This is a genomic window from Stenotrophomonas sp. DDT-1, from assembly GCF_001580555.1.
Classification (GTDB): Bacteria; Pseudomonadota; Gammaproteobacteria; order Xanthomonadales; family Xanthomonadaceae; genus Stenotrophomonas; species Stenotrophomonas sepilia.
Window position 1 is genome coordinate 14,009 of record NZ_LEKR01000041.1, and the last position, 25,062, is coordinate 39,070.

The following is a 25,062-nucleotide window of genomic DNA, read 5'->3' on the forward strand; positions in this document are numbered from 1 at the left end:
CGTGCGGCTGGCCGTGGAGCATCGGCCGATGCCGGGCCTGCGCGTGGAACCGTCCGCGCCGTTGTACCGGCGGTCAGCCAGAGGCGTATTCTGATGCTTTGCAGCAACGACTGAATACGTTGTTGTTATTGGCCCCCCACCCGCCGGCAGGGGTAAAACGGGGAATCTCCGTGTTGCGGCGCAGGAAGGCTATTCCGTACGCGTTCCTTAACATGGCGATTCATATCATTTGTAACTTCTCTGTCGAAGGTGCAGTACGCAATGACGGTTGCCGCTGAATTCAAGATCGAATACCTGCAGTACCTGGACACGGACGGCACGCTCGTCCGTGACGACCTGCCCGCGTCGCTGCGCGACCCCAAGGTGCTGGTACCGCTGTTCAAGCAGATGCTGTTCGTACGTACGTTCGACAGCAAATCCATCGCGCTGCAGCGCACCGGCAAGCTCGGCACCTATGCCGCCTGCCTGGGCCATGAAGCCGCGCACGTGGGTATCGGCGCGGCGATGCAGAAGGACGACGTGTTCGCGCCTTCGTACCGCGAGTATGGCGCGATGTTCATGCGTGGCGTGCGCCCGCACGACGTGCTGATGTACTGGGGCGGCGACGAACGCGGCAACGATTACGGCGGCAACGCGGCCAGGGACTTCCCGTTCTGCGTGCCGATTTCCACCCAGTGCCTGCATGCGGCAGGTGCTGCGCTGAAGTTCAAGCTCAACAAGGAACCGCAGATCGCCGTGGCGGTGTGCGGCGACGGCGGCAGCTCCAAGACCGACTTCTACGCGGCACTGAACTCGGCCGGCGCCTACAAGCTGCCGCTGATTCTGTGCATCGTCAACAACGGCTGGGCCATCTCGGTGCCGCGCTCGGCCCAGACCGGTGCCGAAACGCTGGCGCAGAAGGGCCTGGCGGGCGGCCTGCACTGCCTGCAGGTGGACGGCAACGACCTGATCGCGGTGCTGGCGGCAATGGAACAGGCGCGCGAACGTGCGCTGGCCGGCGACGGCGGCACCGTGCTGGAACTGATGACCTACCGCCTGTCCGACCACACCACCGCCGATGACGCGCGCCGCTACCGCGACGACGCCGAAGTGAAGGATGCCTGGCAGCGCGAGCCGATGCTGCGCCTGCGCAAGTACCTGGTCAACGCCGGCGTGTGGAGCGAGGACGAGGAAGCCGCGTGGGTCGCCGAGTGCGGCACGCGCGTGGACGAGGAAGTGAACCTGTACCTCAACACGCCGGTGCAGCCGGTCGAGGCGATGTTCGACTTCCTGTATGCCGATCCGCCGCCGGACCTGCTGGCCCAGCGTGCCCAGGCGATCGCCCTGGAGAAGCGCCATGGATGAGATCAAGAACGGCGCGCCCGGCGCGCACACCAACGCCGCCGACAGCGCTGCTGTCGCGCGCGGAGATGACAGCATGACCACCACCCCGATCACCCTCATCGAAGCCATCACCCAGGCGCTGGCCTGGGAGCTGGAACATGACCCGTCGGTGCTGGTGCTGGGCGAGGACGTGGGCGTCAACGGCGGCGTGTTCCGCGCCACCGCCGGCCTGCAGCAGCGCTTCGGCTCGGACCGCATCCTCGACACCCCGCTGGATGAAACCACCATCGCCGGCCTGACGATTGGTCTTGCCGCGCAGGGCATGAAGCCGGTGGCCGAAGCCCAGTTCGATGGCTTCATGTACCCGATGGTCGACCATATCGTCTGCCACGCCGCGCGCCTGCGTTACCGCACGCGTGGCCGCCTGCACTGCCCGATGGTGCTGCGCGTGCCGTGGGGCGGTGGCATCCGCGCGCCGGAACACCACAGCGAAGCCAACGAGGCGATCTTCACCAACGTGCCGGGCCTGCGCGTGGTGCTGCCGTCGTCGCCGCAGCGTGCCTACGGCCTGCTGCTGGCTGCGATCCGCGAGCCGGATCCGGTGATCTACATGGAGCCCAAGCGCATCTATCGCCAGTACAAGGAAGTGGTCGTCAACGACGGCGAAGCGTTGCCGCTGGACGTCTGCTTCGTGCTGCGCGACGGCACCGACGTGACCCTGGTGACCTGGGGCGCGCAGGTGAAGGAAGCCCTGGAAGCGGCCGACAAGCTGGCCGGCGAAGGCATCAGTGCCGAAGTCATCGACGTGGCCACGCTGCGCCCGCTGGACTTCGCCACCATCGCCGAATCGGTGGCCAAGACCGGCCGCTGCGTGATCGTGCAGGAGGCCCCGAAGACCGCGGGCTTCGGCGCCGAGATCGCCGCGCGCCTGGCCGAGGAATCGATCTACGACCTGCTGGCCCCGGTCGAGCGCGTTACTGGCTACGACACCCACATTCCGCTGTTCCGCCTGGAAATGAAGTACCTGCCGAGCGTTGAGCGGATCGTGGCGGCGGCCAAGCGCTCGGTGGCGGCCGGCTGACATGCGGGCCCGCCTTCTGGGGGCTTACCGCAGCCAGTATCCCAACCCGCTCCGGTTCCACACCGGCCAGATCGTCGAAGTAGGTGTACGTGACGAGGAATGGCCGGCGTTTGCCTGGGTACGCACCAACGATGGGCGCGCTGGATGGGCGCCCATCGCCTGGTTGCAGCTGCTGGACGAGGGTCGCGCCGAAGCCCTGTGCGACTACGACGCCCGCGAGCTGGATGTGGAAAGCGGCGAGATGGTGAAGCTTCATCACGAACACGGCGGGTGGTGGTGGTCCGAGCGCGCCAATGGCGCGACGGGTTGGCTGCCGGCCCGCGAACTGGAACTGCTGGAAGAGAACTGCAAATGAGCCAGACCAAGAACTTCAACCTGCCCGACCTGGGCGAAGGCCTGCCGGACGCGACCATCGTCGAGTGGTTCGTCAAGGAAGGCGATGTGATCAAGCTGGACGAGCCGCTGGTGTCGATGGAGACCGCCAAGGCCGTGGTGGAAGTGCCCTCGCCGTTCTCCGGCAAGGTGCTGAAACTGTCCGGCGCTGCCGGCGACATCATCCCGACCGGCTCGGTGCTGGCCAGCTTCGAACTGGACCCGAACCTGCCGCAGCGTGCCGATGGCCAGGACACCGGCCACAGCCATGGCCACGCTGCACCGGCCGCGCCGGCTGCCGCACCGACCCCGCCGCCGCTGCCGGCTGCGGCCGCTCCGATTGCCGCCGAGGACGCCAAGCCCGCCGCGGCCGAGCGTGACGACGCCGGTACCGTGGTCGGCGCGATGCAGAGCTCCAATGCCGTGCACGCCGAGCAGGCGCTGGCCGTCGGTGGCGTCAAGGCCGTGCCAGCCGTGCGTGCGATGGCGCGCAAGCTGGGCGTGGACCTGAGCCGCGTGGCCGCTACTGGCACCGATGGCGCCGTGACCATGGCCGACGTCAAGCAGGCTGCCGCCAACGGCACCGCCAAGCTCGGCGCTGCTCCGGCACCGGTTGCCGCCGCGTATGCCGCGCCGGCCCCGGCGCAGGTGTCTGCCCCGGTGCAGAGCGAAGCCCGCACCCCGCTGTCCGCCGCCGGCAAGCCGATGCGCACCCAGCCGCCGGGCGTGGTCGCCAAGGGCCAGCCGGAACCGCTGAAGGGCGTGCGCCGCAACATGGCCCGCGTCATGGCCGATGCGCACAGCAAGGTCGTGCCGACCACGCTGAACGACGACGCCGACATCCACGCCTGGCTGCCGGGCAACGACGTCACCGCCCGCCTGGTGCGCGCCATTGTCGTTGCCGCGCAGAAGGTGCCGGCCATGAACGCCTGGTTCGACGGTGAAGCACTGACCCGCACCCTGCACGCGCAGGTAGACATCGGCATCGCCGTGGACACCGACGACGGCCTGTTCGTGCCGGCCCTGCGCAATGCCGACATGCTCGATGCACGCGGCATCCGCGAAGGCGTCAATCGCCTGCGCGAGCAGGTGGAATCGCGTTCGATCGCCGCCTCGGAACTGAGCGGCTACACCATCTCGCTGTCCAACTTCGGCATGTTCGCCGGCCGCTACGCGACCCCGGTCGTGGTGCCGCCGTGCGTGGCCATCGTCGGTGCCGGCCGTGCCCGCCACCAGATGACCCCGGTGATGGGCGGCGTGGAAGCGCACAAGGTGATCCCGCTGTCGGTCACCTTCGACCACCGCGCGGCTACCGGTGGTGAGGCCGCCCGCTTCCTGCGCGCGATGATGGACGACCTGGCGCTGGCCAGCTGATCCAGCTGATCGGTGGTGCCAACCTTGGTTGGCACATGAATTGGAGAAACGCCGGGCACTGCCCGGCGTTTTTTTGTGCCCGCTCCACTGTAGAGCCGAGCCCATGCTCGGCTTGCTTCATGCTTTCATCCACGCATGGCGTGGATCTACTGAAAAGCGGCCGAGCATGGGCTCGGCTCTACAGAATTCGTGCGATCAATCGCGCGCGACCAGACCCTCGGCGCGACTGTAGACACGCAGGCGGTGGCCATCAGGATCTGCCCCGACAAAGGTATGGCCGAACTCCAGTGTCACCGGGGCCTGCAGGATCTGCACGCCGAGTGCGCGCCACGCATCGTGCATCTGCTGCACGGCGTCGGGGTTGGCCACCACCATCGCCAGTTCGGCGGCGCCGGCCTGCGCGGACACCGGTGGTTGCACATCGTCGCGCTGCCACAGGCCGAGTGCGGCGCCATCGCCTAGCAGGAACAGGGCGAAGCCAGGAGACTGCTCGACCGGCGGTTTGCCGAGGATGCCGCTGTAGAAGGTGGCGCTGGCGGCGACGTCGCGCACGTACTGCAGCAGGGTGCTGGGCGTGAACATGGGGAAGCTCCGTTGTTGGGAGCGTTCATGGTGGTACTGGCCTGCTGACAGATTCTGTCAGCATATTCGACTGTCGGTAGAGTCGTCTGTCGGTAGAGTCGACTGTTAGTCGACTGCTCTTCCCTCAACCTGCCTAAAACTCCGCGCTGCGCGCGATAGTCGACTAACAGTCGACTCTACACGCCCCGGGTCCCGGCTGTTGCTGTGGTTATGAGCGATCCAGCCAGTCCGGCGCGATGCCCTGGGCCTTCTGCCAGCGCCGCAGCAGCGTGGCGCGCGGCACGCGGTAGCAGTCCTCCAGCACACGCACCTGGCGGATGCGATCCAGGCGGAAATGGCGGAAATCCTCGCGGCGCTCGCACCAGGCCGCCAGCATCGGCACTTCATCGAAGTAGCCCAGCGCGAACGGCCAGACGACGCGCGCGCTGCGCTGGCCGTGCGCGTCCTCGTAGCCGAACTTCAGGCGCTGCTGTGAACCGACAGCCTCTCGCACGGCCTGCAGACGAGCTGGGGGAACCTTGGCCGCCGCACGCGAAGGGCCCACCCGCAGGCCACTGTCACGCAAGGCCTCACGCCGCGCTGCGGGCAACACATGGGCGATACGCGCCAGAGCATCGCGTGCGGCTTCGGCCAACGCGGGTTCGGTACGGGCCGCAACCCAGCGCAGGCCCAGCACGAGCGCGTCGATCTCGGCCGGTGGCAGGGTCATCGGCGGCAGGGTATCGCTCGGCGTCAGCTGGTAGCCGACGCCGGCCTCGCCACGCAGGTCGGCGCCTTGCTCGCGCAGGGTCTCGATATCGCGATACAGCGTGCGCAGGCTGATGCCCAGCGCTTCGGCCAGCACCTGCCCGGCCACCGGCCGCCGATGGCGGCGCAGCAGCTGTTGAAGCTGGGTCAGACGCAGCGCACGCGACATCAGCCGGCCAGCGCGCTCGATGCCACCACGTGTTCACCCGGTTGCGGGGCGAGTGCGGCCTCGACCAGTGCCTTGGCAATTTCGCTGGCCGGATTGATCCGCCACGCCCGTGGCAGTACTGGCCCCAGTGCGCCGAGTACCGTCAATGCGAAACGCTCGCCGCGACGCACCTCGTTGCGCTCACCCCCGATCAGCCCTGGGCGGACCAGGGTCAACGAGTTGAAGCCCAGCGCGCGCAGGTCACGCTCCAGCTCGCCCTTCACCCGGCTGTAGAAGATCGACGACTGTGGATTGGCGCCGGCCGCGGAATTCAGCACATAGGTACTGGCCCCCTGTGCCTGTGCGAGCCGTGCGAACGCCAGCGGATAGTCGTGGTCGATGCGATGGAAGGCCTCGCGGCTGCCGGCCTGGGCAATGGTGCTGCCGAGCGCGCAGATGACCGCGTCTACGCGCGCCCATTCGGGCGAGGTGGGCAACGCGTCGAAGGCCAGCACCGGGTTCTCCAGCTTCCCGTGGGTTACGCCCAACGGGCGGCGGGTGGGCGCCACCACGGCGCTGCAGCGCGGGTCGTCCAGCAGTCTGGGAAGGGTCAGCCCGCCGACCAGGCCGGTCGCCCCCAGCAACATCACGCGCATCAGCACCTCCACTGCGGCATCCTGTCGCCCATCCTAGCCGTTCAAGCCCTCGGCGGCCGCGCCGATATGCTGGAACCAGTCCCTGCCAGCCCCAGGATTCGCTCCATGACGGACCAGCCCGACCACCGCCCTGCCCCCGGTACCGCCCTTGGGCCGCCGGCACGCGTGCGCGCGGTGGTGGACGATGGGCGGGGTGACCGCGTAGTGCTGCAGGGCGGCGGTGGCGTGGCGCTGCAGCAGCTGTTCGCAGGCGCCGATGCGCCGGAACCGCTGCTGGCGGCGTTCGCCAACGGCATGGCCACCCTGCCCGGCGAACTGGGCGACATGGGCGACCGCCTGCAGTCCGCACAGGCCAGCGCCGATTGGCCGCGCTATGGGCGCGCGATGCGGCAGCTGATCGACAAGTACATCCGCACCATCGAGCAGCATTCGCCGGACGGGCAGCCGGAAAGCCTGCGCCTGTCCGAGCAGTTGCGGCTGCTGCTGGGCGGTGCGGTGGTGGCCCTGCTGCAGCACGACCCGGACCTGCGCGAGCAGGCGCAGGCGCTGGCTCTGCGCCTGCGCCAATGGCAGCCGGGCACGGCACTGGAACCCATCGAACAGGGCGTGCGCGAACTTGGCCACCAGGTCGGCGTGCGTGCCGAAAGCTGGCAGGAGCAGCAGGCGCTGCTGCTGGAGCTGTTCGCGCTGCTGCTGGAGAACGTCAGCGAGCTGCTGGATGACCGCAGCTGGCTGCAGGGCCAGATCGCGGCGGTGCGCCAGTTGCTGGACGGTCCGTTGGAAGCCGAGGCAGTCGAGCGCACCCGCGCCGAGTTGCGCGAAGTGATCTACAAGCAGGGTCTGCTGCGCCAGGGCATCGACGATTCGAAGGCGGCGATGCGTGGGCTGATGGGCGAGTTCATCGAGCGCATGGACGGCATGGCGACCAGCACGGGCGAATACCACGACCGCATCGGCAGCTACGCATTGCAGCTGCGCGAGGCGCGCAGCATCGCCGACCTCAACCAGCTGCTGCAGGAGGTGATGCGCGATACCGGCAAAGTGCAGCAGCAGGCCGCACAGGCCCGCGATCACCTGGCCAATGCGCGGCAGGAAGTGGAGCGCGCAGAGCAGCGCATTGCCGAGCTGGAGCAGGAACTGCGCGCCGCCGGTGACCTGGCACGCATCGATCCGCTGACCCAGGCGCTGAACCGCCGTGGCCTGGACGAACTGCTGGAGCGCGAGCTGGCCCGAGCCGCGCGCAACAACTCACCGCTGGGCGTGGCGGTGATCGACCTGGATGATTTCCACCAGACCAACGACGCGCACGGGCACGCGGGTGGCGATGCGCTGCTGCAGCACCTGGTGTCCGTGTGCAAGCTGCTGCTGCGCGCCACCGACGGCATCGCGCGGCTGGGCGGCGACGAGTTCGTGCTGGTGCTGCCGGAAACCCAGGGCGCCGACAGCATGGCCACCGTGCAGCGCCTGCAGCGCTCGCTGGCCCATCGCGTGCTGACCGTGCAGGAGCAGCGCGTGCCGGTGCATTTCAGCGCCGGGCTGGCGCAGTGGCAGCCCGGTGACGATACCGAAACCCTGCTGCGGCGCGCCGATGACGCGCTGTATGCGGCCAAGCGGCAGGGCAAGAACCGCGTGCAGGCGGGCTGATGATCCAGCGTGCAGACGCTGTAGCGCCCGAGCCCATGCTCGGGCGGCGGCGCGCAGCGCCGTAGAGCAGCCGAGCGTGGGCTCGGCTCTACAGATCACTTCCCGCGCAGCTTCTGGAACCCGGTCACCGCTGCCAGCACGATGGCGCCGGCGATGATGCCGACCACCATGTTGCCCACCGCGCTCACCAGCCAGCCCCACTGCCCTTCGCCGCCCAGCGCCTGCACCGCGTGGTGCAGGGCCGGCACGTTGTGCACCAGGATGCCGCCGCCGACCAGGAACATGGCGATGGTGCCGGCCACCGACAGGAACTTCATCAGCCACGGCGCCGACGCCACCAGCCCGCGACCGAAGGCGGCAATGGCACCGCCCTTGCGCGACAGGTACAGCCCAACGTCATCGAGCTTGACGATGCCCGCCACCAGCCCATAGACGAACACGGTCATCGCCAGTGCGACCACGCTCAGCGTGAGGATCTGGTTGGTGAACGACGCAGTGGCGACCACGCCCAGGGTGAGCACGATGATCTCGGCCGAAAGGATGAAGTCGGTGCGGATCGCGCCCTTCACCTTGTCCTTCTCCCACGCGACCATGTCCACCTGCGCGTCAGCCAGCGCCTTGCGGCGTTCGGCCTGGCGCTCGGCATCGTCGTCGGAGGAATGCAGGAAGCGGTGCGCCAGCTTCTCCACGCCTTCGAAGCACAGGAAGGCACCGCCGATCATCATCAGCGGCACGATCAGCGGCACGTTCCAGCCGCGGCTGTGCAGCCAGGCTTCCAGCGCACTGATCGCCAGCGCCGCCGGCACCAGGATGACCTTGTTGACCAGCGAGCCCTTGGCCACCGCCCAGACCACCGGCAGTTCGCGGTTGGCGTTGACTCCGGTCACCTGCTGCGCGTTCAGCGCCAGATCGTCGCCCAGCACACCAGCGGTCTTCTTCGCCGCGACCTTGGTCAGGACCGAGACATCGTCTAGCAGGGAGGCGATATCGTCGAGCAGGGCAAACAGGCTGGCACCGGCCATGGGGCGTCCAAGAATGGGAATGAGCGGATTCTGACCGATCCGCCGGCCTCTGCGATAGCTGCGGGGTTCACCGCATGCCCACCTTCCCCCGGCGACACTGCCGAATCCGGACATTGCCGGCCAGCGGCCGGCACTACCGTCCTTGCCGCATGGGAGTTCCGCTTGAGCAATCCGCCCACCGCCAATGGCAATCCTCCGCTGGTCAAAGGCATGAACCGGCGCAGCCAGATCCTGCGCCTGTTGCTGCGCTACCGCCATTCGGGCGTGTTCTCCGGCATGAACCTGGACGCCGCCAGCAACCAGGCCGACGTGCCCGCCGATGGCAACCCGGAACAGTTCGTCAGTGACCTGGAGGCCCTGGGGCCGACCTTCGTCAAGCTGGGCCAGATGCTGTCCACCCGCCCGGACATGGTGCCGGTGGAGTTCGCCACCGCCCTGGAGCGCATGCAGGAGAAGGTGGCGCCGATCCCGGTAGAGCGCATCCACGCCATCATCGAGCAGGAGCTGGGGGTGGGGGTGAACAAGCTGTTTGCCTCGTTCGATCCCGAGCCGTTGGGTTGTGCGTCGATCGCGCAGGTACATCGCGCGGTGCTGCACGATGGCCGCCAGGTGGCAGTGAAAGTGCAGAAGCCCGAAGTGGCCGCGCAGCTGCGCTCGGACCTGGAAGCGCTGCGCAGCTTTGCGCTGGCCGCCGATCATCTGACCCAGGTGGGCCGCCGCGTGCGCCTGCGCGACTGGCTCAACGAGTTCGCCAAGACCCTGATGCAGGAGCTGGACTACCACGCCGAGGCCGAGAACCTGGCCCGCTTCGGACGGCATCTGCGGCCCTTCCGCCGCCTGTGGGTACCGCAGCCGATCTGGGACTACAGCAGCCAGCGCGTGCTGACCATGGAGCTCGCCACCGGCGTGCGCGTGGATGCGATCTCTGGCGTGCGCCGCACCGAGCAGGACATGGATCCGCTGGCAGCGGCGCTGATCCGCGGCTACCTGGACCAGATCTTCGTGCATGGCGAGATCCATGCCGACCCGCACCCGGGCAACCTGCGGGTGATGCCCGATGGCCGGCTGGCGATCTTCGACCTGGGCATGGTCGCGCACATGCCGCCGCGCCTGCGCGAGCGGCTGCTGAAGATCCTGTTCGCCGCCGTCGATGGCCGCGGCGAAGAAGTGGCCGACGATCTGATCAGCATCAGCACGCGGCTGGAGGCCTTCGACGAAGAGCGCTACCTGCGCGAGACCGGCCAGCTGATCGCGCGCTACGCCGCCAGTGGCAGCTTCTCGGAAGGCCGCGTGGTGCTGGACATGGTGCGCATCGCCACTGCCTGCGGGCTGCGCACGCCGCCGGAACTGAGCCTGCTGGGCAAGGCCCTGCTCAACCTGGAAACCGTGTGCCGGCTGCTGGCGCCGGAGCTGGACACGCGCCGCATCGTCGAGCGCCAGCTGCAGCACGTGATGCGCGCGCGCCTGAAGAAATCCCTGTCGGCGGCCAACATCGCCAGCGAGGCGATGGAGCTGCAGCAGCTGCTGCGCGACGGGCCGCGCAAGCTGTCGGACATCATGGCGCTGCTGGCCGAGAACCGCCTGCAGATGAAGGTGACCGGGCTGGAAGAATCGCGGTTGATGGAGAACCTGCAGAAGATCGCCAACCGCGTGGCGGCCGGCATCATCAGCGCCGCGTTGATCATGGCTGCGGCAATGATGATGAAGATCGACACCGGCTGGCACCTGTTCGGCTATCCCCTGATCGCACTGATACTGCTGTTGATCGGCGTGGTGCTGGGGCTGGGCATCGTTACCAGTGCATTGCTGTTCGATCGTCGCGCGCGGGCGCGCGAGGAACGCGGGCACCGCTGATGCATTGGCGAAAAGCCGCGTATTCATGCGGTTTTTTAATGCAATCCAACGAAGCCTTTCACGCTCGTTTTACCTTCGCGGCGTGATTGCGCGCGCGTGCTTTCAACAAACATTTCAGTCAGCTTCGTGCATGCACTATCGGGTCATCGGCCTGTCATGTGGATGTGCTTGCAGCAGCGCCGGTCGGATGGACACGCGTCGGTACGACGTCCATCACCACCACCCCGTCACTGCCGAAGCTGCCTATGCTCTGGATACTGCTGTTGTCGTTGTTGCTGCTGTGCTGGCTGTTCCTCGCGTCCGACAAGTGGGTGTGGTGGAAGGCCGGTGCATTCTCGCTGCTACTGCTGATGCTCAGCGCGTGGTGGCTGATCGACAAGCTGTCCGGGGATGGGCTCAACGCCGCCACGCTTTATCACCTCGGCGCCGACATGGAAGGCGCTGGTGTCTCCGACTTCAAGGGCTACATCGCCGGCTTCATCGTGCTGGCGCTGGTCTCGCTGCTGCCGCTGTTTGCCACGCGGGTGAAGCGCTGGCGCCGGCCCGGCCACGGTGGTGCGCTGTTCGCCGGTTTCGCGACCGTGTGGGTGGCCACGATCCTGATCAGCCCGCTGGCCCGTGACGGCCAACGCCTCTACCAGCAGCTGCGCCCGGTCGATTTCGCCCGCATCGCCCCCGAGTACCAGGTGCCGACGCAGCCGTTGCAGCGCCCGCGCAACATCGTATGGATCTACGGCGAGAGCCTGGAACGCACCTATCTGGACGAGGCCGTGTTTCCCGGCCTGATGCCCAACCTCAACCGCCTGGCGTCCGAGTCGCTGGACGTGCGTGGCCTGGCCTCGGCCGAAGGCAGCGGCTGGACCATCGCCGGCCTGGTGTCGTCAATGTGTGGCGTGCCGCTGACCACCTCGCAGGGCGACGAGAACAGCATGGACCGCATGGGCAGTTTCCTGCCCAAGGCGGTGTGCCTGGGCGACTACCTGAAGCAGCAGGGCTACACCAACCATTACCTGGGCGGCGCCAACGGCCAGTTCGCCGGCAAGGGCCAGTTCCTGGCCAGCCATGGCTTTGACGAAGTGCATGACCTGGCCTGGTTCAAGCAGCAGAAGAAGATCGGGCGCATCCACTACTCGGCCTGGGGCGTGCACGACGACGTGCTGCTGGACACCGCCTACCAGCGCTTCGAGCAGCTCTCGCGCGCCGGTTCACCGTTCATGCTGACCACGCTGACCATGGACACCCACCACCCGGCGGGCCACCTGCCGGTGTCATGCAAGGGCGAGCGCTACCGGAGCGGGTACGGCAACATCGGCCTGCTCAATGCACTCAAGTGCACCGACCGCCTGATCTCACAGCTGGTCGAGCGAATCCAGGCCAGCCCGTATGGCAAGGACACGCTGATCGTGATCGCCTCCGACCACCTGGCGATGCCCAACGATCTCAGCCACGTGCTGGCCAAGCAGAAGCGCGAGAACCTGCTGCTGTTCCTTGGCGACGGCATTGCCCCGCAGCAGCTCAGTGCCGACGCTGGCACCACCCTGGATTCCGGTGCGACCCTGCTCAGCCTGCTGGACCCGAACCTGAAGACGATGGGCTTTGGCCGCTCGCTGATCGACCCGCAGCGCGCGCCCAGTGCCAGCGTGGCCGCGCGCCGCGATGACGGCCGCGACTACCCGCCGTACCTGGCCTTCGCCCGTTCGCTGTGGCTGGGCCAGCCGACCCGCGAACTGAAGATCGATGGCGATGATCAGGTGGTCGTTGGCCTGCAGCACGTGCAACCGCCGGTGCTGCTGGAGTACGACAAGGACTGGGGCCTGAAGTCCGCGTATCTGGAAAACACCTCGCGCCAGTTCGATGATGCCAACCCGGACAACACCCTGGCCTACGTCGACCGTTGCACCGCGTTCGAGGACGGCTCGGCCGACGGCGACTGGTGCGCCCTGCTCGTCAACCGCGACAATGGCATCAAGCTGTACCGCGACAACGACCTGCGCGGTGGCATCGCGGTGGATGCACCGCTGGATACGCTCCAGGGCCCGCGCCCGAGCGTGCGCCAGGCACACATGATCACCCAGAAGGGACGCCGTACGCGTGCCGGCCAGTACATGCTGCAACTGGTGGCGAGCACGCGCCCGGACCGCGGCTTCTGGATCGAAGCGGTGTCCTCGCAGCGCAAGGTGGTGCTGGCCCAGCAGTGGGTGCAGCCCGATGCCAACGGCAAGATCAACGTGGCGTTCGGGCTGGATCACGAAGTGGACGATCTGGAGATCCGCGCGTGGTTGAACCACGCCGAGAAGCTGGCGGTGGATACGTTCGCACTGGTGCCCTCGCGCAGCCGACCGCGGGGGTAGGGCTATTTGCAGGGCTGCGCCCTGCACCCGCTCCAAACCGGAGCAACGGCAACAGCAACAGCGTGCATTCCGTGGGATGGCGGTGTGGGTCCGGTTGCGGGGGGCGCTGCAAGTACGTCCATGTAAGCTCGGTCGCCGCATCCATGCGGCTCACGCCCCCGCAACCGGACCCACACCGCCTTCGACAGTTTGCTGCGGTCTGTTGGACATGCCGATGGGATCAGATCCGTTTTCCGGAGAAAAACGGATCTGATCCCAGATTGATTTCGATATCTGACAGAAATGTCGACCAAGGTCGACACCTACCGACAGCCTCAGGAATCTGTCAGAGGTGGGGCGGTGTCGGAGTGCGGGGTGTCAGCCGCATGGATGCGGCTGCCAAGCCTCCATGGACGGATTTACGGCGTCCCCGCACTCCGGCACCGCCCCGCCATCCCACGGAATGCACGCTGTTGCTGTTGCTTCTGCTCGTAGCGGGTGCAGGGCGCAGCCCTGCAGAACACCCCCTACTCCTGCGGATCGCGGATGATGTGGATGTCGGTCGGGGTCGACAGCGGAATGTTCCGCTCGGCCAGGATCTGCAGCAGGCTGAAGTACAGGTCGCTGCGGGTGGCGTACACCTGCCGCGGGCTGGCCACGTAAGCGAAGCTGTTGATGGTGATCTGGCCACCGGCAATGCTGTCGATGTAGACCGTCGGTGCCGGCTGTTTCAGCACATTCGTGTGCGCGGTGTACGCATCCAGCAGCGCCTGCCGCAGATTGCCGACATCCGTGCTGGGCGGCACCGCGAACTGGATCTGGATGCGGCCCTGGTTGTTGCCCATCGTCATGTTGCGCACGGTCTTGGTGACCAGCTCGGAGTTGGGCACGATCAACGTCGACTTGTCGCCCACCTGGATCTCGGTCGAACGCAGGCTGATGCGGCGGATGTCGCCCTCCTGGTCACCCAGCTTCACCCAGTCACCGATCTTCACCGGCCGCTCGGCCAGCAGGATCAGGCCGGAGACGAAGTTCTGGGTGATCACCTGCAGGCCGAAACCAATACCCACCGACAGCGCGCTGACCAGCAGGGCCAGCTTGCTCAGCTGCAGCCCCATCGCGCTCAGCGCCCAGATCACCGCGATGATGATGCCCACATAGCGGGCAACGGTACTCACCGAATTACGCGCGCCCAGGTCCAGCTCGGTCTTGGGCAGGTAGGTGTCGGTCAGCCAGCGCTGTACCAGCTGGGTAACGGCCAGGCCAGCCAGCAGCACCAGCACCGCCAGCACGATGCGCACCGGCTCCAGCTTGGTTCCGCCAATGTCGAATCCAGAGGTGAACAGCGAGGAGAAGCGCTCCACCACCGCGCCGATGTTGCCGAACGGTGCCACCAGCGCCAGCAGCGCGATCAGTACGACGATGGTGCGCAACGCCGCCGACAGCAGCACGCCCGCCTGTTCCAGCCGGGATACGCTCAGGCCGGTGCTGAGCAGGATGGTCTGGCCGACCTTGCTGTCGGCGTTGAGCATCCAGGTGCTCAGGTCATCGACGAACTTGAACAGCAAGGTTGCGGCCAGCACTACGATGCTGCCGCCGATCAGCTGCTGGTTCACGAACTTGGCGAAATTCAGGTAGCCCAGCAACGTGGCGACGATGGCCGCCACCACCGCGATGTTGCCCGCTACCCGGGCCAGTACCAGCCAGCTGCTGCGGCGCACGGGCGTGGTTGCCCCCACGCCATCGGCCTGTGCTTCCAGCTTGGCCTCGGCCTCGGCGGTCTGCCGCCGATGCAGGCGCGCCAGGGTCACCAGCATGGCCATGATCAGGCCGAGGTAGGTCAGGGCAATCAGGCCGTCCAACGCCACCGTGGTGACATCGCTGGTGCGCGTAGCCTGGTCGAGGGCCACCAGCACCGTGCTCAGCCAGGCCAGTGCCGCCGCGCCCCAGGCGTATTTGCGAAGCTTCAGCGCGGCGGTGTCGTCCAGGTTCAACAGCCGCCATGATGGGCGCTTGGGCACCAGCAGGCAGGCGCTGAGCGCGGCAATGAAGGCCGCACGGAAGGTGGCGGTCTCCAGGCCGTCGGCCACGACCTGCAGGCGCGGCGCGATGGCATCGATCGCATCCAGCGCCGCCATCAGCACCACTACCGCATAACCGGGCAGCAGCGTGCCCACCAGCAGCAGCCACATCGCCAGGCCAGACCGGCGCAGTCGTCCGTCAGGCGCGCGCTCGGACGCGGCGAACTTCCGCCCCAGCCTGCGCAGCCACAACCGCAGCGGGAACATCATCACCAGCGCGGCCAGCAGGCCCAGCAGCGGCGTGCCCCAGCCGTGGCTGCGGATGCCGGCGACCAGCGCATCGCGCCCCTGCTCGGCCAACGGCGCAACGCGCGCGATATCGATCGGCAGGCGCTCGGCCACCTTGCTCCACAACGCGGGCGACAGCGGCGAGGCGACCTTCTGGCCCAGTTCTTCCGTACGTTGTGCGGTGCGCTGCTGCTCGATGTCCGCCGCCAGCTGCTGTGCACGCACGGCACTGGCCTTGGCCTGCGCCACCGACGCGGCCAGGCCGTCGCGCTGCCTGGTTATGGCCCGTCGCTGCGCCGCCAGCTCTGGCGGCTCTGTGGTGCCCTCGGCAGGCGTCCCCAGCTGCGCCAGTTGCTCGTTGATGCGATCCAGCTGGGGCTGCAGTGCCTTTTCCAGTGCCTCGGCGTCACGCCGTGCCTGCGAGGCATTCTCGGACAGCATCGCCAGCGTCTCGGTGGCTTCCGCATCGCCACGCTTGCGCTCGACATCCTTCAACCGCGAATCGATGTCCGCCAGCTGCTGCTTGGGCGTGGGGTCCTCCTCCTGTGCCAGCACCGGCGCGGACAGCAGGAAGGAAGTGCACAGCAGCAGGACCCACCAGGGCCCCCGTGCACGGATCGATCGCAGGAAAGAAGACACGCAGCCACACCGGTTCGCGCGGACCACCGCGCCTGCGCGCGACTATACGGCACAGGCGGTAAACGGCGGATGGGGGACGTGCAGCAGTATCAGTACTTCAGGCGCAGCTCTTCCACAGTCGGCTGCTGCAGCGCGTACCAGTCCTGGAACTCTTCCTCGGTGATCTCATCGGGCGCATACACCGCCACCGGGTGCCACTCGTGGTCGGTCGACAGTGGCTGGCGCGGGCCGGCTCGCAGGCTGTAGGCCACGCCCTCGTAGTCGACCAGGTCGTCGACCTGCGGCCACTGTTCGCGTGCGAACGCGGATTCACTCTTCAACAGGATCACCTGGTACATCGGCACCTCCACCTTGGTTGGATCAGGAAAACACGGCGCTGGCGGCAGGATACCGCCATGCCGGTGACAACAGGCACGTCGCAGCGGCGACGGATCGTTCTGGACGCGGCCGTCGCCCCGGCTTCACCCGCCCATGGCGAGCCCATCGGCATCGTGGAGGCCCGCCCTTGCCACGATGACCGATGACCGAGCACCCGCCGCTGAAGACCGTCGCCGACCTCAAGCTGCCGCGCTACCTGGGCACCTGGTACGAGATCGCGCGCCTGCCGATGCGCCACGAGCCGGAAGGCTGCACCGATGTGTCGGCGCACTACACCCTGCTCGACAACGGCAACGTCGGCGTCACCAACCGCTGCCGCATGGACGGCGAGATCGAAGAGGCCACCGGCGAGGCCTGCGCCGTCGACAACGACAGCGCGCGGCTGGAGGTCAGTTTCCTGCCCAAGGGCCTGCGCTGGCTGCCGTTCGCCAAGGGCGACTACTGGGTGATCCAGGTCGCCCCGGACTACAGCGTCTCGCTGGTCGGCAGCCCGGACCGCAAGTACCTGTGGCTGCTGGCGCGCGAGCCACGCCTGGACGCGACCGTGCAGGACCATTATCTGGCCGCGGCCCGCCTGCAGGGCTTCGATCTGTCCGAACTGATCCAGACCCCGCATACCGGCCACCCCACCGCCTGAGCACGACCACGCATGGACCTGAAAAGTGGCTACCCCTGGTGGGCAGTGCGCAACGGGCTGCTGCAGGCCTTTCCCCCGCTGGAGCAGGATCTGCGCTGCGACGTGCTGGTGGTCGGTGGCGGCATCACCGGTGCGCTGATCGCCGACGAACTGTCCACCCACGGCCACGAGGTGGCGGTGATCGAGCAGCGCGACATCGGCTGGGGCAGCACGGCGGCCAGCACCGCGCTGCTGCAGTACGAGATCGATACCCATCTGCTGGAACTGGCCGAGCGCTATGGCAACGATGCCGCCGCCCTGGCCTACCTTGCCTGTGCCGACGCGATCCCGGCACTGGCTGAAGTGGCACGCGGGCTGAAGGAGGTGGACTTCCGCCAGATGGACAGCCTGTACCTGGCCAGCCGGCGGCGCGACGTGCCGCGCCTGATGGCCGAAGGAGCTGCACGCCGCGATATTGGACTGGACGCGCGTTGGCTGGACCGCGAAGCCCTGCGCGAACGCTTCGACGTGGATGCCGGCGGCGCCCTGCTGACCCGCCAGGCAGCGCGGGTCGATCCCTACTGCCTCACCTACGGCCTGCTCAAACGCGTGCGCCGTCGCGGCGGCCATGTGCACGACCGCACCGTGCTGCACACGCTGAAGCCTGGCGCGCAGGGGGTGACCGCGATGACCGAGGCCGGCGCCACGGTCCGTGCCCGCCACGTGGTCCTGGCGATGGGCTACGCCAACCAGCGCTGGCTTGAACAGCGGGTCGCGCGCAACCGCAGCAGCTACGCCTTCATCACCGACCCGATCGATGCGGACACGCTGGGCCGGCTGCAGCGCACGATGGTGTGGGAGAGCGCACGCCCGTACCTGTACCTGCGCGCCACCGGCGACCGCCGCCTGCTGGTGGGTGGGCTGGACGACGCCATCGATATCCCGGCGCGGCGCGACCGGCGCGTGCAGCGCAAGGCCGAAAAGCTGATGGATCAGCTCCTGCACTGGTTCCCGCGGCTGGACCCGGTGCCCGCCTTTTCCTGGGCCGGCACCTTCGCCGAAACCGCCGACGGCCTGCCCTTCTTCGGCCCGCACCCGCAGTGGGGCCCGCGGGTGCATTTCGCCATGGCCTACGGTGGCAACGGCATCACCTATTCAATGATCGGCGCCCAGCTGCTGCGGGCCCGGATCGAGCGGCGCAAGCATGCACTGGAAGGGCTGTTCGGGTTCGGGCGGTTGTAGCGTGCAGCCAGGCATGGCCCGGCTCTACCGCAAGCGGGCGCCGACAGGCATCATTCAAGCAACCCCTGCTAGCGTCGGCCTGTACCGCCGCGTGTTGCGCGGCCACCTGTCCGCTGGAGCGCCGTCATGATCCGCCCCCTGACCCTGCTGCTGTGCCTGGCCCTGCCGGGAACCGTGCTGGCCCAGTCCGCCGCTGGCGCTACCGCGCCGCAGGCTGCCGGCCTGGACCTGACGCTGCCGCAGGCGCCGCTGCGCTACCTCAACGACCCGGCCCTGCAGCAGGACCCGCCCGGCACTTATTACGGCGACAAGAGCGGCCCGCGCGTGCACGACGACGCGAAGATCGCCGACGTCACCGACGACAAGGTCAAGGTGTCGGGCAGCTTCACCACCGGCATCGGCTATTCCAAGAACGGCGGCAACAGCCACTACAACGCGGCCACGCTGAATTTGAGCAAGAACTACACCACCGATGAGGGCAAGACCCACGGGGTCAACCTCAACATCCATGTGAGCGAGGGCAAGGGCCCGGGCTTCTTCGGCCCGTATGGCGGCTATTACGGCCGCGGCCCGGGCTATTGGGACTACCCGCCGCCGTACGGCTGGTAGGGCAGCCTCTGTAGAGCCGAGCCCATGCTCGGCTACGGTTGGCCGCAAAGCCGAGCATGGGCTCGGCTCTACAGAGGCCAACGTCAATCCAGCCAGCCATCGCGCTCGCTGTGCAGGATGCGGCCGTCGTAACCGCTCAGGCGCACCTCCACCTTCTGGTTGCGGGCATTGCGGGCTTCCAGCGACCAGGTCGCCCCATCGCGTTCCAGCGAATGGATCTCGCGCAGGCCATGCGACTGCGCCCGTGCCAGCACCTGCTCGGTGGTCAGCAGCGCGCGGCCGCTGTGCTCATCGAAGATCTCGCCGGTCTTCGGGTCCACGTAGACTTCGCTGAAGCGGCCATCGGCGCGGCTCACGTCGGCTTCCCACAAGCCGTCATCGCGTTCGATCTCGTGGATCTGGGTGTAGCCGGCCTTGCGCAGGGCCTGTTCGACCTGGGCCATGCCCAGCGGTGCGGCCTGTGCGGCCGGTGCAATGGCCAGCAGGGCAACGGTGGCGAGGGTGAGCGACTTCAACATGGGGGTTCTCCTGTTCGTGTTCGTGGCCGGACCATCCCGGCAACGCCACGATGCATGCCTCGGTTAACAGCGCCTTAGCCGTGGCTGTTAGCCGGCTGTTAGTCATCCCCGGCACACTCGCGCCTGACCCCCTCCTTCTTTCTGCACCCGCATGCTCTCCACCCTGCCCCTGCTGCTGGCCCTGGCCAACGCCCCGACCGCCGCCGCGCCCGTCCAGGATCCGGCGCAGCAGGTCGCGCGCCGCGCCGTGCAGCAGGGCCGCTACGTGCCATTGGAAAGCGTGGTCCGCGATGCACTCAAGCGCTACCCGGGCCAGCTGCTGGAAGTGGAGCTGGACGACGGCGTCTACGAAGTGGAGATCCTGCGCGGCGACGGCGTGGTGGTGGAGCTGGACTATGATGCGCGCAGCGGAAAGCTGCTGAAGACGGAGCTCGACGACTGATGCGCATCCTGTTGGCCGAAGACGATGCCGCGCTGGCACAGCGCCTGGTGCCCCTGCTGGAACAGGCCGGTTATGTGGTGGCGGTGGTCGCTGACGGCCGCGAGGCCGAAGAAATTGGCCAGATCGAAGACCTGCAGGCGGCCATCGTCGACCTCGGCCTGCCCGGGCTGGATGGCCTGAGCGTGATCGAGCGCTGGCGCAGCAATGGCCGCAGCTTTCCGGTGCTGGTGCTGACCGCACGCGGGCGCTGGCACGACAAGCTGGCCGGCTTCGACGCCGGCGCCGACGACTACCTGACCAAACCGTTCCAGGCCGACGAACTGGTGCTGCGGCTGCGCGCACTGATCCGTCGCAGCCATGGCCATGCCAGCCCGCGCCTGCACTGCGGTCCGCTGCAGCTGGACGTCAACGCCGGCCGCTTCGAGCTGGATGGGCAGGCGCTGCCGCTCAGTCCGCAGGAGTTCCGCCTGCTCAGCTACTTCATCCATCACAGCGGACAGGTGATCGGCCGCGACCGGCTGGGCGAGCAGGTGTTCGACGGTGGCCACGACCCGGACTCCAATGCACTGGACGTGCTGCTCGGACGCGTGCGACGCAAGCTCGGCATCGACCTGATCCAGACCGTGCGCGGCCAGGGCTGGCGGCTGGCCGCGCCGTGAGCCGGCAACCATCGCTGCGACGGCGCCTGCTGCTGGCCGGCGGCGTCGGCCTGCTGCTGGTCTCGCTGCTGGCCAGCGCGCTGCTGGGCGAGCTGTTCAAGCGCAGCGCGCGCGACCGCCTCGACCACGAACTGCAGCAGGACATGCTGACCCTGCTGGCACAGGCCGAAGTGGATGCGGACGGACAGCTGCGCCTGCGTCAGGAACCCAATGACGCACGCTTCCAGCGCGTGTTCTCCGGTGCCTACTGGCAGATCGCCGGTGCCGATGGCCGCGTGTTGCTGCAGTCGCGCTCGCTGTGGGACGAAACCCTGCCGGCGCCGGTTGCCGGGCCGGCCACCCGCAACCTGCCCGGGCCGCTGCAGCAATCCCTGCGCGCACGCGTGCAGCAGGTGCGCCTGCCGCGCGCCAGCGAACCGTTCGTGGCCGTGGTCGCCACCGATCGCAGCGCGCTGGATGCGGATGTCGCTGCATTCCGCAAGCGCACCGCCATCGCGCTGGGCGTGCTGGTCGCCGCCTGGCTGGCGGTGCTGGCCAGCCAGGTGCACTTCGGCCTGCGCCCGCTGCATCGCCTCGGTGCGCAGCTGGAACAGGTACGGCGCGGCGACGCGCAACGCATCGACACGCAGGGACTGGGGGCAGAGGTTGCGCCGCTTGGCGAAGAACTCAACGCGCTGCTGGACCACCAGCAACGCATGGTCGCGCGCGCGCGCACCAGTGCACAGGATCTGGCGCATGCGCTGAAGACACCACTGAGCGTATTGGCCACCGAGGCCGACGGCGACGGTACGCACTGGCGCGCCACCGTGCGCGAACAGAGCGCACGCATGCAGGCCAGTGTCGACCGTTACCTGGCTGCAGGACTGGCCGCCGACCATCGCCAGCGCACCGGCGTGGCGGCCGTCGCTCAGGCGATGTGCCGGCTGATGGCACGCGCGCATGGCGAACGTGGCATCACGTTCACGGCGGCCGGTATCGATCCGGCGCTGCAGTTCGCCGGTGCCAGTGCGGACTTGGAAGAGATGCTGGGCAACCTGCTGGACAATGCCGGGCGCTGGGCGCAGCGGCAGATCCAGGTCAGCGCGGAAGCCGACGACGGCCAGTTGCGCATTGAGGTTCGCGACGACGGCCCCGGCCTGGCCGCGGACGCCCTGCAACGGGTCACCCAGCGTGGCGTGCGGCTGGATGAGCGCGTGGGCAGCAGTGGATTGGGGCTGGCGATCGTGGGCGATATCGCCGCCAGTTATGGCGGACGCGTGGCGCTGGAGAATGTACAGCCGGGCCTGCGCGCGACGTTGTGGCTGCCGGTGGGGTGAAACGACCAACCTGACGGTGGGTAGTGCCGGCCGCTGGCCGGCAACCACGTGGTCACCGGGAACGCCCTGCGGAAGCCGCCCTGCGGAAGCCGGCCAGCGGCCGGCTCTACCAAGCGCCAATCCGACCGGCCAGCGTGCACCCGATAGCTGTCAACCTTGGTCGACACGCATCAAGCATCAACGGTGATGCATCCACCAGCAATCAATTGCGTCCAGCGCGATGTGGATGATCAGACCGATGCCGAACAACCGCGTTTTCTTCGGAACGCACAGGCCTGCATACACGGCAATTGCCGGTGCGGTGTGCAGCGGATGGAAACCGATGCTGCAGCGGTTCGGTGCGTAGATCGGATCGGCCAACAGGTGGTCCAGGTCGATGATCCAGCCCAGCAACAGCAGCAGCCACGCCGAGGCGAAGCGTTTGCGCCAGAACAGCCATGCCAGCAACGCTGGCACGGCGGCATGCAGGAACAGGTGGAAGATCGCGCGCGCGCTCATCGGGGCCGGTAGCGCCGGGCAAGCCCGGCGCTGTCCATCAGACCAGCGGTTCGTCGGACAAATAGGTGTAACCGGTCAGGCCGGCTTCCAGCGCGTCCGACAGTTCCTGCGCGCGTTCCGGCGACAGCTGCGCTGCAGCCACGCGCTGCGCATAGGTCGCCCGCAGTTCGTCCAGGCGGTAACCCACGTAATCCAGCATCACGTCAGTGGTATCGCCGCGGCGCTGCTGGGTGATGGCATAGCCATCGGCATCGGCCAGCACTTCCACCGCGTCGGTATCGCCGAACAGGTTGTGGATGTCGCCCAGGATTTCCTGGTAGGCGCCGACCATGAAGAAGCCGATGCGGTAGCTCTCGCCCGGCTTCATCTTGTGCAGCGGCAGCGAGCTGTCCAGGCTCTCGTTCTCGACATAGGTTTCCACCATGCCATCCGAGTCGCAGGTCATGTCGGCGATGATGCCGCGGCGGTCCGGGGTTTCATCCAGGCGCTCGATCGGCACGATCGGGAACACCTGGTCGATCGCCCACACGTCCGGGATCGATTCGAACACGCTGAAGTTGACGAAGTACTTGTCGACCAGGCGCTCGTTCAGTTCGTCCAGCACCGGGCGGTGGCTCTTCTCGTCATAGCTCAGGCGCGCACGCACGCCGTGGGCGATGGCGTAGAACAGATCGTCGATGCGCGCACGCTGCGGCAGGTCGATCTGGCCCAGGGCGTAGCTGGCCAGGCCTTCGGCATGGAAATGCTGCGCTTCCTGGAACAGTTCCACCGCCGGGCGCACGTCCAGCTCGTCGTGGATTTCGCGCAGGTGTCGGATCGCCGCCGGCTCGTCGTCGTGCTGGTCCGGCACGCGACCTTCCTGCGCTTCTTCCACTTCCGAGACGTTGGCGATCAGTACCGCGTGGTGCGCGGTCATCGCGCGGCCGCACTCGGTGACGATGCGCGGCGGGGTCAGGCCGAACTCTTCGCAGGCATTGGCCAGCGGCTGCACGATGTTGCTGGCGTAGGAATGCAGGCCGTAGTTGATCGAGCAGAAGCTGCGCGAACGGGTGCCTTCATAGTCCACGCCCAGGCCACCGCCGACATCGACGTGGGTGATCTTCGCGCCCAGGCGCGACAGCTCCACGAAGTAGCGGGTGGCTTCGCGCATGCCGTTGGCGATGTCGCGCACGTTGGAGATCTGCGAGCCCATGTGGAAGTGCAGCAGGTTCAGGCAGTCGGCGTACTCGGTGTCACGCAGCGACTTCCACAGGTCCAGCAGCTGGCGCGGTGACAGGCCGAACTTGGCCTTGTCGCCACCGCTGTTCTGCCACTTGCCGGCGCCCAGCGAGGCCAGGCGCATGCGCACGCCCAGGCCCGGCTTCACGTCCAGCGCCTTGGACTCTTCCAGCACCAGCTTCAGCTCGGACGGCTTCTCGATGACGATGAAGGTCTGCAGGCCCAGCTTGCGGCCGATCAGGGCCAGGCGGATGTACTCGCGGTCCTTGTAGCCGTTGCAGACGATCAGCCCGCCCGGGCGCGACAGCGCCAGCACGGCCATCAGCTCGGGCTTGCTGCCCGCTTCCAGGCCGAAGCCCTCGCCGTGGTGGCTGGCCAGGGTGCCGGCCACGCCGCGGGTCTGGTTGACCTTGATCGGGTACACGGCCGTGTAGCCGCCGCTGTACTCCCAGTCCTGCTGGGCCTGGGCGAAGGCCGCCTGCAGCTTGCCCAGGCGCTGGCCGAGGATGTCCGGGAAGCGCACCAGCAGCGGCAGCTTGGCGCCCGCCGCGCGCGCCGCATCGACCACCTTGGGCAGCGACACCACCGGGCCGTCCGCCCCGGTCGGTCTCACCACCATGTGCCCGGCCTGATCCACGTCGAAGTAACCGTCCGCCCAATGCGGGATCGAGTAGGTCTTGCGGGCTTGGTCGAGGGACCAATCGGTCATTTCAGTCGGCCTTGTTGGCAATAAAAGGGGGGGCATGATAACGCCTATGTGCCCACAGGTTCGTTATCATGCGCGCCCGCGCCCGTGACAGGTTCCAACCTGAACGGGCCGATCCGTCCGGATGTGGCATCTGTGCCACGCGGCCCCGCCCGCCAGCCCGGCTCCACCCCTCCGAACAGGACTGTTTTCCCATGACTGACAGCAACAACTGGTACATCGAACACTTCGAGCGCACCGGCTCGGCCATCGGCTACCGCATCACCGGCAAGCTGGACGAGGTGCAGTCGCCGTTCCAGAAGATCGAGATCTTCCAGACCACCGACTGGGGCAACCTGATGACCATCGACGGGGCCATCATGCTGACCAGCAAGGACAACTTCTTCTACCACGAGATGATCAGCCACCCGGTGCTGTTCACCCACGCCGCGCCCAAGCGCGTGGTGATCATCGGTGGCGGCGACTGCGGCACCCTGCGCGAAGTGCTCAAGCACAAGGGCGTGGAGAGCGTGACCCAGTGCGATATCGACGAGCAGGTCACCGTGATGGCGCGCAAGCACTTCCCGGAACTGTGCGACTCCAACGATGACGCCCGCGCCGAGCTGCTGTTCGATGACGGCGTGGCCTACATGGCCAACTGCCCGGCCGGCAGCGTGGACGTGGTGATCGTGGACTCGACCGACCCGGTCGGCCCGGGTGAAGGCCTGTTCAACAAGGCCTTCTACGAGAGCTGCTTCAAGGCCCTGAAGGACGACGGCATCCTGGTGCAGCAGTCCGAG

23 protein-coding genes are annotated in these 25,062 nt (G+C 67.5%); 14 read left to right on the plus strand and 9 right to left on the minus strand.

Annotated features, from left to right (window positions below; all coding sequences use genetic code 11):
- Nucleotides 1-261 precede the first annotated feature (261 nt).
- The 4 genes from pdhA to AB839_RS16795 are packed head-to-tail and all read left to right on the plus strand — an operon-like array spanning nt 262 to nt 4,150.
- Nucleotides 262-1,344, plus strand: a complete 1,083-nt coding sequence (gene pdhA, locus AB839_RS16780) for a pyruvate dehydrogenase (acetyl-transferring) E1 component subunit alpha (protein WP_061480235.1) — start codon at nt 262-264, stop codon at nt 1,342-1,344.
- Nucleotides 1,337-2,404, plus strand: coding sequence for an alpha-ketoacid dehydrogenase subunit beta (locus AB839_RS16785; protein ID WP_061480236.1), 1,068 nt, complete (start codon nt 1,337-1,339; stop codon nt 2,402-2,404). Before pdhA ends, AB839_RS16785 begins: the two co-directional genes overlap by 8 nt.
- A gap of 1 nt (nt 2,405) precedes the next feature.
- Nucleotides 2,406-2,759, plus strand: coding sequence for an SH3 domain-containing protein (locus tag AB839_RS16790; RefSeq protein ID WP_005411349.1), 354 nt, complete (start codon nt 2,406-2,408; stop codon nt 2,757-2,759).
- Entirely contained in the window at nt 2,756-4,150 is a 1,395-nt protein-coding gene (locus AB839_RS16795) for a dihydrolipoamide acetyltransferase family protein (protein WP_061480237.1), read from the plus strand. The genes AB839_RS16790 and AB839_RS16795 overlap by 4 nt, the downstream gene beginning before the upstream one ends.
- 195 nt (nt 4,151-4,345) lie before the next feature.
- Here the strand turns inward: AB839_RS16795 and AB839_RS16800 are convergent, their stop codons facing one another.
- The 3 genes from AB839_RS16800 to AB839_RS16810 form a co-directional block, all read right to left on the minus strand.
- The gene (locus AB839_RS16800) at nt 4,346-4,732 is read right to left on the minus strand and encodes a VOC family protein (RefSeq protein ID WP_061480238.1); all 387 of its coding nucleotides are present in this window, start codon (nt 4,730-4,732) and stop codon (nt 4,346-4,348) included.
- 208 nt (nt 4,733-4,940) lie between these two features.
- A complete protein-coding gene (locus AB839_RS16805) occupies nt 4,941-5,648 on the minus strand; it encodes a YafY family protein (protein ID WP_061480239.1) in 708 nt (235 codons plus the stop codon).
- Nucleotides 5,648-6,283, minus strand: a complete 636-nt coding sequence (locus AB839_RS16810; RefSeq protein WP_197467692.1) for an NAD-dependent dehydratase — start codon at nt 6,281-6,283, stop codon at nt 5,648-5,650. Before AB839_RS16810 ends, AB839_RS16805 begins: the two co-directional genes overlap by 1 nt.
- A gap of 105 nt (nt 6,284-6,388) precedes the next feature.
- Between AB839_RS16810 and AB839_RS16815 the strand changes: the two genes are divergently transcribed.
- Nucleotides 6,389-7,927, plus strand: a complete 1,539-nt coding sequence (locus AB839_RS16815) for a GGDEF domain-containing protein (RefSeq protein WP_061480241.1) — start codon at nt 6,389-6,391, stop codon at nt 7,925-7,927.
- A gap of 95 nt (nt 7,928-8,022) precedes the next feature.
- On the opposite strand, the gene AB839_RS16820 is transcribed toward AB839_RS16815, so the two are convergent.
- Entirely contained in the window at nt 8,023-8,949 is a 927-nt protein-coding gene (locus AB839_RS16820) for a DUF808 domain-containing protein (RefSeq protein WP_061480242.1), read from the minus strand.
- A 162-nt stretch (nt 8,950-9,111) separates the two neighbouring features.
- On the opposite strand from AB839_RS16820, the gene AB839_RS16825 reads away from it, so the two are divergent.
- Both AB839_RS16825 and AB839_RS16830 read left to right on the plus strand, forming a co-directional pair.
- Nucleotides 9,112-10,803 carry an AarF/UbiB family protein gene (locus AB839_RS16825; protein WP_005419940.1) on the plus strand — a complete coding sequence of 564 codons (1,692 nt, stop codon included), beginning with the start codon at nt 9,112-9,114 and terminating at the stop codon, nt 10,801-10,803.
- A 245-nt stretch (nt 10,804-11,048) separates the two neighbouring features.
- On the plus strand, nt 11,049-13,154 hold the full coding sequence (locus tag AB839_RS16830) for a phosphoglycerol transferase I (protein WP_061480243.1): 2,106 nt from the start codon (nt 11,049-11,051) through the stop codon (nt 13,152-13,154).
- A 506-nt stretch (nt 13,155-13,660) separates the two neighbouring features.
- On the opposite strand, the gene AB839_RS16835 is transcribed toward AB839_RS16830, so the two are convergent.
- Both AB839_RS16835 and AB839_RS16840 read right to left on the minus strand, forming a co-directional pair.
- Nucleotides 13,661-16,081, minus strand: a complete 2,421-nt coding sequence (locus AB839_RS16835; RefSeq protein ID WP_061480244.1) for a DUF3772 domain-containing protein — start codon at nt 16,079-16,081, stop codon at nt 13,661-13,663.
- Between the two features lie 89 nt (nt 16,082-16,170).
- Nucleotides 16,171-16,419 (minus strand): hypothetical protein, encoded by a 249-nt coding sequence (locus AB839_RS16840; protein WP_061480245.1) that lies wholly within the window; start codon nt 16,417-16,419, stop codon nt 16,171-16,173.
- 182 nt (nt 16,420-16,601) lie between these two features.
- Here AB839_RS16840 and AB839_RS16845 point away from each other — a divergent pair, with 182 nt between their 5' ends.
- The 3 genes from AB839_RS16845 (at nt 16,602) to AB839_RS16855 (ending at nt 18,926) form a co-directional block, all read left to right on the plus strand.
- Entirely contained in the window at nt 16,602-17,096 is a 495-nt protein-coding gene (locus tag AB839_RS16845; protein ID WP_005419954.1) for a lipocalin family protein, read from the plus strand.
- Between the two features lie 12 nt (nt 17,097-17,108).
- On the plus strand, nt 17,109-18,317 hold the full coding sequence (locus AB839_RS16850; protein ID WP_061480246.1) for an FAD-dependent oxidoreductase: 1,209 nt from the start codon (nt 17,109-17,111) through the stop codon (nt 18,315-18,317).
- 126 nt (nt 18,318-18,443) lie between these two features.
- Nucleotides 18,444-18,926: a hypothetical protein gene (locus tag AB839_RS16855; protein ID WP_061480247.1), complete on the plus strand. Its 483-nt coding sequence runs from the start codon at nt 18,444-18,446 to the stop codon at nt 18,924-18,926.
- A gap of 83 nt (nt 18,927-19,009) precedes the next feature.
- Here AB839_RS16855 and AB839_RS16860 read toward each other — a convergent pair whose 3' ends face one another.
- Nucleotides 19,010-19,444, minus strand: coding sequence for a PepSY domain-containing protein (locus AB839_RS16860; protein WP_061480248.1), 435 nt, complete (start codon nt 19,442-19,444; stop codon nt 19,010-19,012).
- Between the two features lie 151 nt (nt 19,445-19,595).
- Between AB839_RS16860 and AB839_RS16865 the strand changes: the two genes are divergently transcribed.
- From AB839_RS16865 to AB839_RS16875, 3 genes are read left to right on the plus strand one after another with little or no spacing between them, the layout of a single operon-like run.
- Complete coding sequence (locus AB839_RS16865) at nt 19,596-19,886, plus strand: PepSY domain-containing protein (RefSeq protein ID WP_061480249.1); 291 nt, start codon at nt 19,596-19,598, stop codon at nt 19,884-19,886.
- Nucleotides 19,886-20,545 (plus strand): response regulator transcription factor, encoded by a 660-nt coding sequence (locus AB839_RS16870; RefSeq protein WP_049415134.1) that lies wholly within the window; start codon nt 19,886-19,888, stop codon nt 20,543-20,545. The genes AB839_RS16865 and AB839_RS16870 overlap by 1 nt, the downstream gene beginning before the upstream one ends.
- Complete coding sequence (locus tag AB839_RS16875) at nt 20,542-21,861, plus strand: HAMP domain-containing sensor histidine kinase (protein ID WP_061480250.1); 1,320 nt, start codon at nt 20,542-20,544, stop codon at nt 21,859-21,861. The genes AB839_RS16870 and AB839_RS16875 overlap by 4 nt, the downstream gene beginning before the upstream one ends.
- 177 nt (nt 21,862-22,038) lie before the next feature.
- Here the strand turns inward: AB839_RS16875 and AB839_RS16880 are convergent, their stop codons facing one another.
- Entirely contained in the window at nt 22,039-22,359 is a 321-nt protein-coding gene (locus AB839_RS16880; RefSeq protein WP_061480251.1) for a DUF6122 family protein, read from the minus strand.
- A 37-nt stretch (nt 22,360-22,396) separates the two neighbouring features.
- The gene (gene speA / locus AB839_RS16885; RefSeq protein ID WP_061480252.1) at nt 22,397-24,286 is read right to left on the minus strand and encodes an arginine decarboxylase; all 1,890 of its coding nucleotides are present in this window, start codon (nt 24,284-24,286) and stop codon (nt 22,397-22,399) included.
- Nucleotides 24,287-24,477: 191 nt separating this feature from the next.
- Between speA and speE the strand changes: the two genes are divergently transcribed.
- Nucleotides 24,478-25,062: polyamine aminopropyltransferase (gene speE, locus AB839_RS16890; RefSeq protein ID WP_061480253.1), on the plus strand; the 585-nt coding region annotated here is incomplete at its 3' end.